11 protein-coding genes and 1 pseudogene are annotated in these 16,706 nt (G+C 60.6%); 7 read left to right on the top strand and 5 right to left on the bottom strand.

Annotated elements, in window-relative coordinates; all coding sequences use genetic code 11:
* Positions 1-173: 173 nt before the first annotated feature.
* A complete protein-coding gene (locus ACYZTY_RS18565) occupies positions 174-1,616 on the top strand; it encodes a mechanosensitive ion channel domain-containing protein (RefSeq protein WP_461954934.1) in 1,443 nt (480 codons plus the stop codon).
* A gap of 259 nt (positions 1,617-1,875) precedes the next feature.
* Positions 1,876-2,316 (top strand): carboxymuconolactone decarboxylase family protein, encoded by a 441-nt coding sequence (locus ACYZTY_RS18560; protein WP_461954933.1) that lies wholly within the window; start codon positions 1,876-1,878, stop codon positions 2,314-2,316.
* Here ACYZTY_RS18560 and ACYZTY_RS18555 read toward each other — a convergent pair whose 3' ends face one another.
* From ACYZTY_RS18555 to ACYZTY_RS18545, 3 genes are all read right to left on the bottom strand, one after another.
* Positions 2,317-3,909 carry a DHA2 family efflux MFS transporter permease subunit gene (locus ACYZTY_RS18555; protein WP_461954932.1) on the bottom strand — a complete coding sequence of 531 codons (1,593 nt, stop codon included), beginning with the start codon at positions 3,907-3,909 and terminating at the stop codon, positions 2,317-2,319.
* Positions 3,906-5,027, bottom strand: a complete 1,122-nt coding sequence (locus tag ACYZTY_RS18550) for an HlyD family secretion protein (protein ID WP_461954931.1) — start codon at positions 5,025-5,027, stop codon at positions 3,906-3,908. Before ACYZTY_RS18550 ends, ACYZTY_RS18555 begins: the two co-directional genes overlap by 4 nt.
* A gap of 98 nt (positions 5,028-5,125) precedes the next feature.
* Positions 5,126-5,227 carry a hypothetical protein gene (locus ACYZTY_RS18545; RefSeq protein ID WP_461959352.1) on the bottom strand — a complete coding sequence of 34 codons (102 nt, stop codon included), beginning with the start codon at positions 5,225-5,227 and terminating at the stop codon, positions 5,126-5,128.
* 12 nt (positions 5,228-5,239) lie between these two features.
* Here ACYZTY_RS18545 and ACYZTY_RS18540 point away from each other — a divergent pair.
* The 5 genes and pseudogenes from ACYZTY_RS18540 to ACYZTY_RS18520 form a co-directional block, all read left to right on the top strand.
* Positions 5,240-6,148: pseudogene (locus ACYZTY_RS18540) on the top strand (MFS transporter); the annotation flags it as partial.
* 108 nt (positions 6,149-6,256) lie between these two features.
* Positions 6,257-7,984 (top strand): ShlB/FhaC/HecB family hemolysin secretion/activation protein, encoded by a 1,728-nt coding sequence (locus tag ACYZTY_RS18535; protein ID WP_461954930.1) that lies wholly within the window; start codon positions 6,257-6,259, stop codon positions 7,982-7,984.
* A gap of 105 nt (positions 7,985-8,089) precedes the next feature.
* Positions 8,090-12,601 (top strand): hemagglutinin repeat-containing protein, encoded by a 4,512-nt coding sequence (locus tag ACYZTY_RS18530; protein WP_461954929.1) that lies wholly within the window; start codon positions 8,090-8,092, stop codon positions 12,599-12,601.
* A gap of 334 nt (positions 12,602-12,935) precedes the next feature.
* On the top strand, positions 12,936-13,670 hold the full coding sequence (locus ACYZTY_RS18525) for a hypothetical protein (protein WP_461954928.1): 735 nt from the start codon (positions 12,936-12,938) through the stop codon (positions 13,668-13,670).
* Between the two features lie 9 nt (positions 13,671-13,679).
* Entirely contained in the window at positions 13,680-14,531 is an 852-nt protein-coding gene (locus tag ACYZTY_RS18520; protein ID WP_461954927.1) for a hypothetical protein, read from the top strand.
* A gap of 71 nt (positions 14,532-14,602) precedes the next feature.
* Here the strand turns inward: ACYZTY_RS18520 and ACYZTY_RS18515 are convergent, their stop codons facing one another.
* Positions 14,603-15,784: an acetyl-CoA C-acyltransferase family protein gene (locus ACYZTY_RS18515; protein WP_461954926.1), complete on the bottom strand. Its 1,182-nt coding sequence runs from the start codon at positions 15,782-15,784 to the stop codon at positions 14,603-14,605.
* Positions 15,781-16,563 (bottom strand): enoyl-CoA hydratase, encoded by a 783-nt coding sequence (locus ACYZTY_RS18510; protein ID WP_461954925.1) that lies wholly within the window; start codon positions 16,561-16,563, stop codon positions 15,781-15,783. The genes ACYZTY_RS18515 and ACYZTY_RS18510 overlap by 4 nt, the downstream gene beginning before the upstream one ends.
* Positions 16,564-16,706 lie beyond the last annotated feature (143 nt).

Raw genomic sequence — 16,706 nt, 5'->3', positions numbered from 1 at the left:
ACACATCACCCCTGTAGGAGCCGGCTTGCTGGCGATAGCGGTAGAGCAGTCAACAATTCAGTGACTGTCAGACCGCCATCGCCAGCAAGCCGGCTCCTACCGTTTTTTGTGGTGTTATCAAATTCGCAATTGCTCCTACACTGTGCCCATCCGTACATGGCTGGAGTTGCTTGATGCTGTCACTGCTTACCAATCACCCATTGATTTGCGCACTGCTCCTGATCCTGATCGATCTCGGATTGTGGCGCTTGATCAGTGCCAACGGCAGCAACTGGAAACTGGTCGTGCGGCTGGTGATTTTCGCGCTGTTCAGCATCCTCCTATTCAACGAAGGCTTGAACCCGCTGGAGCCAGCGCCCTGGGCCGATAACGTGCCGCTGCACCTGGCGGCCACGGGTTTGCAGATCGGCTGGTGGCTGTTCGGCGCGCGTACTTTGACGGTGCTGATCGGTGCGGTGATGATGCAACGGGTCGGGCACACGGGGCGGTTGCTCCAGGATTTGCTCGGTGCGGTGATCTTCCTGATCGCCGTCATCGCCGCCCTGGCCTACGTGCTCGAACTGCCGGTCAAAGGCGTGCTCGCCACCTCCGGTGCGTTGGCGATCATCGTCGGCCTGGCCTTGCAAAGCACCCTCAGCGATGTGTTTTCGGGGATCGTCCTCAACACCACCAAACCCTATCAACTGGATGACTGGATCTCCATCGACGGCACCGAAGGCCGGGTCACCGACATCGACTGGCGCGCCACGCGCCTGCAAACTGCCCAGGGCAGCATGGCGGTGATTCCCAACTCGCTGGCGGCGAAGGCCAAGATCATCAATTTCAGCCGGCCGAGCGATATGTTCGGCGTCTCGATCAGCCTGCAACTGAGCCCGCACGCGCGCCCGCAAACAGTACTCGATGCACTGGAACGGGCGATGCAGGGGTGCCGTTTTCTGTTGAACAAACCGGCGCCAAACGTATCGTTGAAAGGTTCCAGCGCCAGTGGCGTGGAGTACGAAATCAGCGGGTTCGTGGTCTCCATGGATCAGAAGCGCATGGTCCGCAACCTGCTGTTCGACCTGGCGTACCGACACTTGCAAGCGTCCGGTGTCAGCCTGTTGTCGAGCGTTGAATCCAACGCGCCTGCCGAGCTGTCACGGCCGCGGGCGCTGCTGGACAGCTCGAACATTTTCTCCACCCTGCGCCAGGAAGAGAAGGACACCTTCAGCCAGAACATGAAACTGCAAACCTTCCGCGCCGGTGAAATGATCCTGCCGGCGGGGCAGGTCAGCGATCACCTGTTCATCATCGAATCGGGTGTGGTCTCGGTGCAGTTGAGCCGTGGCGGGGTCAAGTTCGAGTCCGGGCGCATGGGGCCGGGCGAGGTGATCGGCGAGGGCGGGGTGTTGTCCGATACCGCGCTGCCGGCAGAGTTCAGCGCCAAGACCGCGTGCAGCTTGTACCGGATCGAGAAGGACTACCTCAAGCCATGCCTGGATGCGCGCCACGACATCAGCGAAGCGATGAAGGCGTTGCTGGATTTCCGCTTGCACAAGGCGCAGTCGTTGACTCAGGAAGTGCCGAAAGTGGTGGCGAAGAGAGGGTTTTTGCAGTGGTTGCGTAATCGGGCTTAGTTCTTCGGTAGATGGCCGCTATGCGGTTCGCGGGCAAGTCGGATCGCCGCCCGCTCGCTCCTACATGGGATCGCGGACTACTGTAGGAGCGAGGCTTGCCCGCGAAGACGGCAGCAGGGCCGCCGCAGAAGTTGCGGATCAGCAATCCACTGTCGCCAAACTCTTCAATGGACTCCTCGACTTCTGAAATATTGGCTATTTGTCAGCGGCGCCGTCAGGACTAACTTAGCTCCACCCCCACTTGCTATTAGAGCCCACCATGAAACCTCGCATCGATTTCTACACCGCATCGCCAGACGCACTCAAAGCCATGATCGCGCTGGAAACCGCGGTGTCGAAGCTGCCGTTGGAAAAGACCCTGATCGAGCTGGTCAAGCTGCGCACCTCGCAAATCAACGGCTGCGCCTTCTGCCTGGATATGCACAGCGCCGATGCCCGCAAGGGCGGTGAAGACGAGCGCCGTCTGTACACATTGTCGGCCTGGCGAGAAACGCCGTTCTTCACACCGCGTGAACGTGCGGCGCTGGCGTGGACCGAGTCGCTGACGCTGCTGAGCCAGACTCACGCACCGGATGAGGACTATGAACTGGCAGCGTCCGAGTTCAGCCCGAAGGAATTGGTCGACTTGACTGTGGCCATTACCACGATCAACGCCTGGAACCGCCTGGCAGTCGGCTTCCGCAAAATGCCTCAAGCCTGATCAGTGAGCGTCTGCTGACGGCGCGGCCGGTGGTTGCACCTTGCGCATCAAGGGCACCATCGCCGTTGCAATGATGAAGCAGACCATGATCATCAGAAACGCATCGCCATAGGTCTGGGTCTGGGCTTCGCGGTAGGTCAGCAGCCAGAGCTGATGCAGGCTGGCGGTGACGCCGGCATCGCCGCTCTGGCCGAGGGCCGCGAAGTTATTGCCGACCTGGGACAGCCATTGATTCAGCGATTCGTTGGTGCTGTTCAGGTGTTCCGCCAACCGGGTGAAGTGCAGGTTGGTGCGGTCGTTGAGAATGGTCGCGCACGCGGCGATGCCGATGGCGCCCCCCAGGTTTCGCATCAGGTTGAACAGCCCTGAAGCATGTTTGAGCCGCGCCGGTGCCAGTCCGCCGAGGGTCAATGTCACCGCTGGCGGCACCGCCAGTTGCTGGGCAATTCCGCGCAAGGCTTGCGGCAGCATCAATTCTTTAGCCCCCCAGTCATGGGTGATCGGGCTGAAATCCCACATCGACAGCGCGAACAGCCCGAGGCCGGTCATCATGATCCAGCGCAGGTCGATGCGATTGGCCAGAAAGGCGTACAGCGGAATCGCCATGATCTGGAACACCCCGGTGGAGAAAACCGCCAGACCAATGTCCAGCGCACCGTAGCCCCGCACCCGGCCAAGAAACAGCGGCGTCAGGTAAATGGTCGCGAACAGGCCGATCCCGGTGACGAACGAGAAGAAACAGCCAAGGGCGAAGTTGCGGTCTTTCAAGGCGCGCAAATCGACGATCGGGTTGGCCACGTGCAGGGTTCGACCGATGAAGGCCAGCCCGGCCAAGCCGCTGATCCATGCCGTGGTCAGAATCGTGCGGTCACTGAACCAGTTCCAGCGCGGGCCTTCTTCGAGGGTGTACTCCAGGCAGCCGAGAAACAGCGCCATGAACACCATGCTCAAGTAGTCGGCGCCCTTGAGCAGCGACAGTTCCGGCTGGTCGATTTTCACCAGCATCGGCACCGCCACCGCGACGAAAATACCCGGCACCAGGTTGATGTAGAACAGCCAGTGCCAGGATGAAATGTCGGTGATCCAGCCACCAATCACTGGCCCCAGGGTCGGCGCAAGCGAAGCCACCGCGCCGATGGTCGCGGCCGCGATCACCCGTTGTTTGCCGGTGAAGAAAAAGAACGCGGTGGTGAACACCAGCGGGATCATCGAACCACCGAGAAAACCTTGCAGGGCACGGAAGGCGATCATGCTCTGGATGTTCCAGGCCGCGCCGCAGAGCAGGCTGGCCAAGGTGAAACCCACTGCTGAAGCGCAAAACAGCCAACGCGTCGAGAACACCCGCGACAGCCAGCCAGACAGGGGAATCACGATGATCTCGGCGATCAGGTAGCTGGTTTGCACCCATGCCGTTTCGTCGGTGCCGGCGGAGAGCCCGCCGCCGATGTCCCGCAACGAGGCGGAAACGATCTGGATATCCAGCAGCGCAATGAACATGCCCATGCACATGGTGGCGAAGGCGAAGACTTTGGTCGCCGTCGCCATGCTGGCTGGATTGAACGGTTGCGCAGGGGCGGCGAGAGCCCGGCTCATGGCGCGCTGGCCACGGCTGGGGTTTCAGGCTCCTTGCGAGTGTCCACTTCAGCGGTCACCGACAGGCCTGGACGCAGATGACCAAGCACGCCATCGGCCGGATCGAGGATGATTCTCACCGGTACCCGCTGAACGATTTTGGTGAAGTTGCCGGTGGCGTTTTCCGGTGGCAGCACGCTGAACTGCGAGCCACTGGCCGGCGCGAGGCTGCCCAGATGACCGTGGAATTCCTGTCCGGACAGCACGTCGGCATGAATGATCACCCGTTGACCCGGAATCATGCGCGCCAGTTGATCTTCCTTGAAATTGGCATCGACCCACAGACCTCTGGACGGTACCACCGACAGCAGTTGCGAACCCGCTTGAGCATAAGCGCCGGCTCGCGCCCGGCGATTGCCGATCACGCCGTCAACCGGGGCTTTGAGTTCGGTGTAACCCACGTTCAATTGCGCCAGATCACGTTCGGCGTGGGCCTGCATCAGGGCGGCACGGGCTTGCTGTTTTTGCGTTGCGATCACGTTCAGCTGACGTTGCGCCGCCAGCAGTTCGGCCTGGGCTCGCGAACTGAGCGCCTGAGCCGTTTTAAACGTGGCGTCGGCACGTTGGGCGCTTTCCACCGAGACCGCATTGCTGCCGACCAGTTTTTTGTAGCGCGCATTGTCGTCCCGCGAGCGCGCGGTTTCGGCGCCAGCGGCATCGATGCCGGCGCGGGCCTGGCCGATCACTGCGTGTTGCAGTTGTTCGGTGGCGTCGAGGTTGGCGAGCAACGCTTCTTCGGCAGCCACCGCGCCTTCGGCTTTGGCCAGGTTGGCGCGGTAATCGCGGGAGTCGAGGCGGATCAGCACATCGCCGGCCTTGACCTTCTGATTGTCGGTGACCAGCACTTCTTCAATGTACCCCGCGACTTTCGGGCCGATCACCGTCACGTCGCCGCCGATGTAGGCATCGTCGGTTTCTTCGATGAAGCGGCCGGCCGTCCACCAGTGAGTCGCGTACAGCCCGGCGAACATCAGGGCAGCGATGGCCGCCGTCAGCAGGATCAGCCGTTTGAGCAGGGGAGGCTTGGGTTTACTCACCGGGACAGCAACGTCGGTTTCTAGGCTGGGCATGCTGGTCATTGGGCGAGTACCTGTGGGAAACGGGTGTTTATTACGCGCATAATATGACGCAGATAATATTTAGTGACAAATGATTTCTGCTGCCGGTCGTCAGGTGCTTACTTGAGCCAATGGCCAGGGGTGATGCCGGTCATGTCCTTGAAGAACGCGATAAACGCGCTGTCACTGGCAAATCCGGTTTCGAACGCGCTGTAGCTGATGCTGCGTCCGGTGGCGCGCAGTTGTATGCCGGTGCCTCGATGCTGGCGCTGAACGCCCGTACGTTCGAGGCGCTGCTGATGGCCCAGGCACTGGCGGCGTTCGGTGCGGCGGTGGGCTCGGTCGTCACGCAAACCCTGTTGCGCAACCGCTTCAAAGGCGCAGAACTGGCGCAGGTGTTTTCGGTGATGGGCATCGCATTGGCGGCCAGCCCCGCGATAGGCCTGTTCACCGGGGCGAGCCTGGTGCAAGCGTTCGGCTATCGAGGCGTGTTGGGATGCCTGTTGCTGTTGTCCTCGGCGTTATGGCTGTGGTGCCTGCGCGCCCTGCCGGAAACCCGACCGCAAAATGTAACGACACCCGCGCTGTTCGAGACGCTGTGGCGAATGCTGCAAGACCGCGATATCTGGCGCTCAACGCTGTTGGTGGCGCTGTTCAACATTGCCTTGTTCAGCTACTACAGCCTCGGCCCGTTCATGTTTCAACGACTGGGCTTGAGTGCGCAAGGGTTCGGCTACAGCGGCGTGATTCTCGCCCTGGGTTCCGGCCTTGGCGCCTGGCTCAACAAACGATTGCTGCATCGCGGTTTCAAGGGCCCGCAGTTGATCCGGCTGGCGGCAGCGTTGGCTTTGTCGGGCGGTGTGGGCGTCTGGCTCATGCAGGGCAGCGGTCTGTTTGTGCTGCCGATGCTGCTGGTGGTGCTGGCATTCGGCATGGCAATCCCTAACATCCTTGGCTCCGCTTTGGTCAACTATGGCGATCGACTGGGCACTGCCGGCGCACTGTTTGGTTTGCTGTATTACCTGCTGATCGGCGCTGGACTTATGCTTGCAGCCTGGGGCCAGGCGTTGGGAGAAACATTGCTGCTGTGCGGCGGCTTCGCCTTGCTGCTGGCGGTAACCGCAAGGAAACCAATTGTTTAAAAAATGTAAGCGCTGTAGGACGCGTCTTGCATTTGTGTAGGAACGATCTGACTATCACTCGCATTGATGGGGTGGCATTAAGCCATTTGATGATGACAAGGATGTTGAGTGCCGGATTCGTTTCGCGTTGTACCTCGTCGTAGCTCCTCGCCTTGCGCGCTGTTGCTGGCTTCGTTGTTGAGCCTGAGTGCTTCTGCACTGCAGGCAGCAGAGCCTTCCGCCCCAGGTCAGGAAGTGCTGCGCCAGCAACAACAGCAACAGCGTGATCTGCAGCAACTGCAACTGGACCAGCGCCGTCGGCAACTGGAACGCGGCAGCTTTGGTCCGGCACCGGTGGCGCCGGCCGTTTCCTCCAGTGCTCCTGCCGATGAACGCTGCTGGCCTCTAAGTGGCACGCGCGTGGGCGGCGTCACCCTGATTAGCAGCCAAACGCTCAACGAACGGATCAAGCCGCAACTGTCGTCCTGCATGGGCGTCGGCCAGATCAACCATCTGCTGGCGACCATCACCGGCCTGTACGTGGAAGCGGGGTACATTGCCAGTCGGCCGTACCTGCGCAGCGCGCCGGCAGCCGGGCAATCGCTGGATATTGTGGTCGATGAAGGTTACGTCGAGTCCATCGAACTGGCCGACCAGAGCTTGCCGGTGTCCCTCGGCGGGGCGTTCCCCGGAATGCTCGGCAAGCCGCTGTACCTGCGTGATCTTGAGCAAGGACTGGATCAGTTGAACCGCTTGCGTTCGCTTGACCTGACCGCCGACATCGCCCCCGGCACCCAGCCCGGCGCCTCACGAATCATCCTGCGCTCGCGCACCAGCGGTCAGTCACGCTGGGCGTTGGGAATGGGCATCGACAACCTCGGCAGCGCCAGCACCGGGCGTGATCGCGACACCTTGAGCCTGAGCCTCGACAGCCCACTGGAACTCAACGACGCACTCAACCTGAGCGTCAGCGACACCCTCAATCACGGCGATCGTTACAGCCGCAACGCCAGCGTTTACTACGCCATTCCTTACGGTTACTGGACCTACAGCGTATTCGCCAGCCATGCCGAATACCGCGCGCCGTTCAAACTCAGCACCCTGGAATTCCACAGCACCGGCATCACCGACCAGCTCAGTGTGCGCGCCGACCGGGTGTTGTGGCGCGATCAAAGTCGTCAACTCAGCGCCAACCTGCAACTGGCCCACAAAGACGTCGACAGTTATCTGGAGAACGTTCGCCTCGGTATCCAGAGCCCGACCCTGACCGTGGCCGAAGCCGGATTGAACCTGTTCTGGCTCAACAGCGCCGTGTGGAACCTGGACGTCAATTACGCCCAGGGCCTGCGCTGGCTCGGTGCCGATGACGATGCACAGCGCCAGGTCAACAACCTGCCCAAGGCGCAGTTTCGCAAGTACAGAGCCGGCCTCAGCCAGTGGCGCAACGGCCGGTTCGGCCAGCAGACATGGCAGTGGCAAAGTCAGTTGAACGTGCAGTACAGCCCCGATCCGCTGCCCGCCATCGAACAACTGCTCGGCACCGACGATTCCGCCGTGCGTGGTTACCGGGTCAACAGTGCGTCCGGCGCCAGCGGTGCGATCTGGCGCAATACCTTGCGTCTGCCGTTGCGCAGCGAATTTCCGGTGCAAGTCACCCCGCGCCTGGGTCTGGACAACGGCTGGATCAAGGCCGACCACGGCGCCCAGGGGCAACGCCTGAGCGGTGCCAGCGCCGGGGTCAACCTGAGTTGGAAAAACCTGCAAGTAGACGTCGATTACCAACGCAGCCTCAACACCCCCAGCGGTTTAAGGCATGAGCCAGAGACCTGGCTGATGCGCGTGGGGTTGCAGATATGACCACCGCCTCACCCAACACAAATTTAGCCGTCGGACCTGTGCGCGACAGCCTCGGCAATCATCCCAACGCGCAACGTGATGCCGCACTTTTATTGAGAGGTTCCTATGCCTGAACAAACATTTGCGTTTCATCTTTCCCCTCGGGGAAAACTGCGCTGGGCGATTGCCAGCCTGCTCCTGATTGCCCATCTGCCAAACGCTCTCGCGGGTGGCGTGGTGGTCGCGCCGGGCCCCGGCGGCACCGCGCAACTGCAAACCCAGGGCGGCGTGCCGATCGTCAATATCGTTGCGCCCAATGGCGCGGGCCTGTCGCATAACCAGTTCCTCGATTACAACGTGGATCGCCAAGGCCTGGTGTTGAACAACGCCTTGCAGGCCGGGCAGTCCCAGCTCGCCGGTCAACTGGCTGCCAACCCGCAGCTCCAGGGCCATGCCGCGAGCGTGATCCTCAACGAAGTGGTCAGCCGCAACGCATCGGCCATCAACGGTGCCCAGGAAATCTTCGGCCGCGCCGCCGATTACGTGTTGGCCAACCCCAACGGTATCTCGGTGAACGGCGGCAGTTTCATCAACACGCCGAACGCCAATCTGGTGGTTGGCCGCCCCGAATTGAACGACGGCAAGCTGCAAGCCCTGAGCACCCGTGATGCCTCCGGCACGTTGCAGATTCAGGGTGCGGGCCTGCAAAACCGTGAGGGCTCGATTAACCTGATCGCCCCGCGCATCGACAGCCAGGGCAGCCTCAACGCTCGGGATCAGCTGAGCCTCACCGTCGGCCGCAATCAGGTGGATTACGCCTCGGGCCAGGTGAAAGCCGTGGACCCGACTGGCAACACCAGCGATCAACGTATCGACGCCAGCCTGTTTGGCGCCATGCAGGCCGGACGCATCAACATCGTCAGCACCGCGCAAGGCGCTGGCGTGCGGGTTGGGCCGGTACAGGTCGCGGGCCGCGAGGGCGTGCAGATTCGCTCGGCAGGCGATTTGAGCATCAGCGGCCAAGCGGTTCCGAACAGCCTCGATGTGGTCCGGGCAGGTGTGCGCAGCAGTCAGGGCGACGTCGCCTTGCACAGCGGCAAAGACCTGACCCTGGCCGCCGCCGACGTCAGCGGTCGCGACGTCAAACTCGACGCCGGACGCAACCTGACCGTGACCACCGTCGAAAGCCGCCATCTCCAGGAAAAACGCGAAAACTGGAACAACAGCACTATCGGCATTACCTGGGAAACCTACGACCGCACGCAGACCGACAGCGACTCACGCCAACACGGCAGCCAGATTCTCGCCAGCCGGGACGCGCAACTGTCGTCCGCAGGTAACACTGAGCTGAAGGCGGCCAAAGTCGAAGCGACGAAGAATCTCAGCGTGCAAAGCGGCGGTGATTTACGCCTGAGCGCTGCCACCGAAAGCCACACCCAGACCGATCAGGGCAACCACCGCAAACACCTGTGGAAAGCCGATTGGGATACGAGCAGTGAAGAGCAGCGCAGCATCACCAGCCAACTGAAGGGCGGCAACATCGCCCTGCAGACCGCCGCGTTGCTGCGTTCCGAAGGTGCTGAGCTGAACAGCGCCGCTGACATCAATCTCGCGGGCAAGCAGGTGGAAATCACCAGTGCCAGCCGCACTCAGCGCACAAGCGACAACCGTTATTCGGGCGATCTGGTGGGCGGCGGTTTCTTCGGCAAGACCGGCGACGCCGATCAGGGCAAGACCCAGAATCAGGGCAGTAAAATCAACGCGGCCGGCAAGCTGATCGTCAAGGCGGACGACGTGCGCATCAGCGGCAGCCAGGTGCGTGGCGGCACTGAGTCAAGCGTCATCAGCGACAAGGGTTCGCTGGTGATCGATGGCGTGCAGGACACATCCCACGCGAAAAACCACGACAAGGACAGCAAGTTCTTCGGCATCACCAAGGATGAAACCCGGCAGAGCGCCAAGGACAGCAGCACGGTGCGCAGCGAGCTGACGTCGGACAGCAACCTCACGCTCAAGAGCGCCAAGGATATTGAAGTGGCCGGTTCCACGGTCAAGGCCGGCGGCACGCTGAACGCGGAGGCGGCGGGGGATGTGCAGGTGCATTCCGCACAAGACACCCGCGGCAGCAGCACGACCACTGAGACGCGCGGCTTCGATGCCTACGCCAAGGAAAACGCCCCGGATGCCGGCCAGTATCGTGCCGGTGTGCACTACGAAGACAAGCAACAAACCGTGACCAGCAACGACGTCAAACAGCAGGGCTCAAGCCTCAGCGGCGGCACCGTGAAACTGGCGGCGGGCGGCGACCTGTCGCTCAAAGGCGCCGAGGTCAATGCGACCCATGGCGATACGACGCTGATTGGCAAAAACGTTTCGCTGCTGGCCGAGCAGGACAGCCACAGCACTTCGACGGACAAAGTCAGCACCAGCGGCGGCTTCTATTACACCGGTGGCCTCGACCGCGCCGGCAGTGGCGTCGATTTCGCGCACACCACTTCGCAAGACACCACGAGCAAAACCACGGCGCAAACCACCGGCGTGCAGAGCATCGGTAACCTGAATATCAACACCGGCAAACTCACCACCGAAGGCGCGCGCCTTGATGCCGGAAAAGGTCTGAATGTCGCTGCGGTCGATGTCGACAATCGCGCCGCGAACAACACCGACAGCAGCACCCATAAAGACAGCAACTGGTCGGCGGACATCGGCGCCAACGTCGAGTACAAGGACATCGCCCGGCCCATCGCCGGTGCGGTCAAGGATGTGCTGGCCGGTAAAGTGCCGGACAAGGATGCACTGGCCAATCTCGGCCAGCCGAATGTCGGCATCGACCTCGCGATCGGTCATCAGAACACCCGCCACACTGGGCAAACCGGCAACGCCGTGGTCAGCCAGTTCAAGGGCGGCACCGTGGACGTGAACGTGGCCGGGACCTTGCAGGACCAGGGCACTCAGTACCAGGCGAGCGCGGGCAAGGTAAACATCAGCGCCGACACGCTGGTGGCGAGCGCTGCGAGCAATACCCACAGCAGCACCGATCAGGCGCTGGACGCCAAGGCCGACGTGCGGGTCTATACCAAGACCGGCGAGGACGTGAACGTCGCTGGCAGCGGCGCGGGCGGTAGCAGTCAGACGCACAAGGACACTTCCAGCGCCGTGGTCAGCAGCTATGCCGGCAGCGAAGGGCTGAACATCAACCTGCGCGGCGATGGCCAGTTCGAAGGCAGTCATTTTGATGGCGGGCAGGGCGGTGTTTCGATCAAGACCGGCGGTGAACTGGCGCTGAATCAGGCCAATGATCGTCAGAGCAGCGACACCTCCAGTCTGCGCGGCAACGGCTCGTTGAACGTCGGCACTGCGCCGGGCACCAACGGCACCAATGTCGATCTCGGTGCCGGTTTCCAGCTCGATTACACCGGCAAGCAGACCCGGGACAGCCAGGCTCAGGTGGCAAGTATTCAAGGTAAAGGACCCGTGCTGCTGAGCAGCGGTGGCGATCAGATCCTGCAAGGGACCAAGGTCGACACGCTGGGCGGCATCGACCTGAAGGCTGGCGGCAAGCTCGATCTGCAAGCGGCGACCGACACCCACACCTCGACCGGCAGCAACCTCGGCGGTGGCCTCAAGGTGGGCGGCAGCAAAACCAGCACGGAGAAAAGTGCTGATCAGGGCGGCAATGTGAGCGGCAATTTCAACATCGGTCGGGTCAATGAAACGACCCGGACCTTGACCGGTGGACAGCTCCATAGCCAGGACACTATCGCCCTCAGCGGTGACGCGATCCACCTGCAAGGCACCCAGGTCATCGCTCCGAGCGTCGGCCTCGATGCGCAGAGCGGTAGCATCTTTCAGGAATCGGCTGAGTCCACTCAGACTCGTACCAACTGGAATGTGGCACTGAATGCCGGCGGTAACCTGAGCAACAGCACCCCCGTTGTCGTGGACGAAAAGAACGTCGCCACCCGTGATCACGGCTTCAACGCCGGGGCCAAGGTTGGCGTGGATTACCAGCAAGGCACGACCCAGCAGAACAGCCAGATCAAGGCAGACAGCGTGGTGTTGAACAGCGCTGGGGATGCACATCTGGCGGGGGCACGGATTGATGCGGCGACCATCAGCGGCAAGGTGGGCGGTGACTTGAACGTGGAAAGTCGCCAGGACAGCCAGACCAGTGCCAAGGTTGATGTGGACCTCGGCCTGACGGGCAAGAAGGCTGCACCGGCCGACAAGGACAAAGTGGCCGATAACAAAAAGCTGGGCGGGACCGACTACAAACCGACACTGAAACTCGATGGCGGTTACGCGCATAAAGACAGCGTCGGCCAGGCTTCCGGTATCAGTGGCACCCAGGGTGTGAACCTGAAGGTGGACGGTACAACGCAATTGACCGGCGCACGGATTGTGGCCGCTGACGGCCGCGTTGACCTGGGTGGTTCCGAGGTCAGCACTGCGAGCGTGAGCAACCGTGATTACGGAGTCAACGCTGGTCTGGATTTACCGGACAAGGCAGAAGGTGAAGCCGGTAAACCGGTTGTTTCAACACCGGGCGAGCACAGCGTCAAACTTGGTCCTGTCACCCTTGGCGGTCATTACGACAGCCAATCGCTGCAGGCCGGGATCGACGAAAAAAATATCTAGGTCAAATGGGCGGGTCGGTAATCCCGAATACCCGTTACGTTAAATGCCGCTCTTGGCTCCATGGTGAAAAATCATCTTTATCGCCATTGAGTCTCGAGCGGTTGTAGGAAATGGCGTAAGGCGCTGTAGCTTCCGGAAACCTTCTGAACACCCATCCCACCCCCTGTTTCTCTTAATGTTCCTGGCGCTTAAACGTTAGAAACATTATGAACAATGCCGCCCGGCGCGATGTTCCAAACCCTATGCTAGCTTGAGTAGCAGCAAATCAACGTCTGCAAACTCTTTCAGCTCATAGGTGCAAGGAAGCTTACTTATGCCGCTACAGCGGCCCATCGTGTCGCTGCTCGCCAGCGACGCCTGCGGAACACCCTTCCAGGTGAAAGTCAGTGTCGTACCCATGACCGAAGCTCTTGCCAGGCAATGGCACGAAACGGTTCAACCCATCGTCAATCGCTATTACTCCCATGACAGCTCAATGAGTCAGAAAACCCGTGCTGACGTCGGATGGCGCTGGCCCAATTACTTGAAGCTCGTGGCTGTTCACAACTACCTCACGAGGATGCCTGGCAACGCCTCCGAGAACGGCAAGGCCATGTGTGTCGTGGTTTCAAAGGGGGAGCAAACATTTCCCATCGGCATGCTTTCCCTTGTTCCGAAGCTTCATTGCAATGTCCAGGGTGTCGAGCGACAGCGCGCCTTTACCTGGTATCTATCGGACGCACCCTCTGAACTGTATGAGCAATTCTTGCGTCACCCAGCGGTTCGTGGGGTTGCCAAAGCGTTGATTGATTGCACCATTCAAGCTGCTTTGGACGAGGGTGATGACGGAGAGTTATTGCTGCATGCTGATCCGAAAGGGGGCAGAAAACTCATCGATTTCTATCAAGACGGCTGCAAAATGCGCCGTCTATCGTCCAACAACGGTCGTATCACGGCGGATGGCGCAGAGGGTGTCCTGATGAATATTTCCATTTCAGCGGAGCAGACGCACAGGCGTTTTCTGCTCGCTATGACCCTCGACGATAAGTGGTCATGGCTGCGCTTTGCGCTACGAACTGCCGGGAGGTAGAGTAATTTTATGACTGATGCCAGACCTCAACTTTCAAAAGCCGAACTTGCCCATGCGCTTCGCGAGATGAGGGGGGTCGAGGCTGATCTGGAAACACAAGGCGGATACGAAATTTCCGCGGCTTTGCTCTCTGAAATAATGGCTGATGCTGTTCAGCGAGATCAGCTCATTGCCTTGTTGGCGCAATTTGCTGATCAGCAAATCGAACATTCAAGTAGTGGCTGGATAAATGACGGCTCACCGCTTGACCGGTCTTCGGGGACATTGATTTTCGATGATCTTTATTTTGATCTGCCGACAGGTACTGAAGATCCTTGTCTGATGTCCAGTTCAGCTGTTGCCAGTGTTCAGGGCTTTCTGAGCAAGTACAAAGAGGAGATGTCTTCCTCAAAGGGTTTCAAATATGCACCTGCGACTGAGCGCACATCTTTTCCCTGCGAAGATTCACGCTCGTACGAATGTGGTGATCATCCTGTTTCCTACGATGTCGTTGCCTGGAGCAAAGTACTGGTTCTGGCTAAACAGCAGTTACAGGGAGAGGCGACTCGGCGAGCTTCATTCTTATCCAGGCTCACTCAGGCTTTCGGCAGAAATGAGCCACCTGAATGGGAAGTGGAAAAGTGTCCGATTGCCCGCGACTCTCTTTTAATCATCTTGCATCACGGCAATGATCACGCGTCTATCGGCTTTATTGGCAGTGGGCAGAGTGCTTACGTCATGGTCTCGATTAATGACACCGCTTTGACAATGAATGAGTCCTTTCAAAACACTCAGAAATTCGCGACGCGTATCGCAGACTTTTTTACCGATGCCCCGAAGTCTGGCCACAAAGCCATTCAGCATATGCTCAGCGCATTGTGATGCTGGCGTCGGAGTTGCTGAAGACTTCTGTCTTGCGATGTCCGGCATTGCACCGGACATCGCTCTAACACTCAGACCCGCTCAAAAATCGCCGCAATCCCCTGACCACCACCAATGCACATGGTCACCAGCGCATACCGGCCGTTGACGCGGTGCAGTTCGTGGATGGCTTTGGTGGCAATCATTGCCCCTGTCGCGCCCACCGGGTGACCGAGGGAAATGCCCGAGCCGTTCGGGTTGACCTTGGCCGGGTCGAGATCCAGTTCCTGGCTGACCGCGCAGGCCTGGGCGGCGAAGGCGATGTTGGCTTCGATCACGTCCATATCGGCGGTGGTCAGGCCCGCGCGTTTGAGCGCCAGGCGCGTGGCGGGAATCGGGCCCAGGCCCATCAGTTCCGGCTCGACACCGGCGTGGGCATAGCTGACCAGGCGGGCGAGGGGGCGCAGGTTGTTGGCCTGAACTGCCTTGCCGGTGGCCATGACCAGTGCCGCGGCACCGTCGTTCAAGCCCGAGGCATTGCCGGCAGTCACCGAACCGTCCTTCTTGAACGCCGGCTTCATCTGCGCCAGTTGTTCCAGGGAGGTGGAACGCGGGTGTTCGTCGATGCTGAACAGCGTCGTTTCCTTGCGACCGCGAATTTCGACCGCAGCAATCTGCTCACTGAAGTAGCCATTGGCGATTGCGAACGCCGCGCGTTTTTGATCTTCCAGGGCGAGGGCGTCCTGCATGTCGCGGGTGATGCCGTTGCGCTGGGCGATGTTCTCGGCAGTGATGCCCATGTGGATGCCATGGAACGGGTCATGCAGGATGCCCAGCATGTAGTCGATGGCCTGGACGTTGCCCATGCGCGCGCCCCAACGGGCGGACGGCATCAGGTACGGGCCGCGGCTCATGGATTCGGCACCGGCGCCGATCGCGATTTCGGCGTCGCCGAGCATCAAGGTCTGGGCTGCGCTGATAATGGCTTGCAGGCCGGAGCCGCAGAGGCGGTTGACGTTGTAGGCGGGTGTTTCCTTCGGGATGCCGGCGTTCATCGCGGCGACTCGGGAAATGTACGCATCGCGGGTTTCGGTCGGGATCACATTGCCCATCACCAGATGGCCGATTTGCGCCGGGTCCACGCCGGAGCGCTCCAGGGCTGCCTTGACGGCCGTGGTCGCCAGATCGGCCAGCGGCACATCTTTGAGCGAGCCGCCAAAGGAGCCGATGGCGGTGCGTGCGGCGCTGACAACAAATACGTCTGGGGTGTTCATGAAGGCTTTCCTGTAGAGGGGTTCTTTTCGGTGCTGCGATTAAGGAGTGCGTTCAACGCCGCCTGTGCTTCAGGGGTTTTCAGGCGCTTGATGAACAGCAAATTCTCTTGGCGAAGGGTGGCTTGCAGTTCCGGCATCGACGTCTGTTTGAGCAATTGCCGGGACTGACGCAGTGACTCCTGGGGAAGTGCCAGCAGGCGACGAGCCATGTGCTCTGCGGCCGCGAGGCACTGTTGCCCGTCGTCGAACAGTTCATTGGCCAACCCGCATGCGACGGCGGCGGCCCCGTCCAGGCTGTCGCCCCACAGCAGCAAGCGCGCTGCCCGGGCATGACCGATCAGGCGTGGCAGCAGCAGGCTTGCGCCAAACTCCGGGCACAGGCCCAGGTTGACGAACGGGGTGCGCAACCGGGCATTGCGCGTGACCAGCACCTGATCACAGTGCAGAAGCAAGGTGGTGCCGATCCCGATAGCCGCTCCGCACACAGCCGCGATCAACGGTTTTTGCAGGTGGATGACCACGCGCATCAGGCGAAACGCCGGGCTGTCCAGGTCGGTCGGCGGATGCTGGAGGAAATCTGCCAGGTCGTTACCGCTGGTAAAGCACGAAGCTCCGCCCGTGAGAATGATCACCCCGGTTTCGGCGTCTTCATCGGCGGCCAGCAACAGGTCGGCCAGCTGCGTATACATGCTGTTATTCAGCGCGTTGAGTTTGTCGGGGCGGTCAACGGTGAGCGTCAGGACGCCTTCGTGTCGTTCTTGTTTGATCAGGTCGTTCATGTACGTGCCCAGGTGATCTCTATGAGGGGCACTCTAAGCGCGGGACCGGCACTGGATCTATGACAAAACAAGTCAACGAAACTGCTGCTTTTTGCCATGTCGGGCCGTCGCGAGCGCCGCCAACCGGCTCACACACCCATTCG

This window comes from Pseudomonas sp. LB1P83 (genome assembly GCF_054897885.1).
Note: the sequence above shows the minus strand (reverse complement) of the source record. Positions and strands in the feature narration are given on the sequence as shown.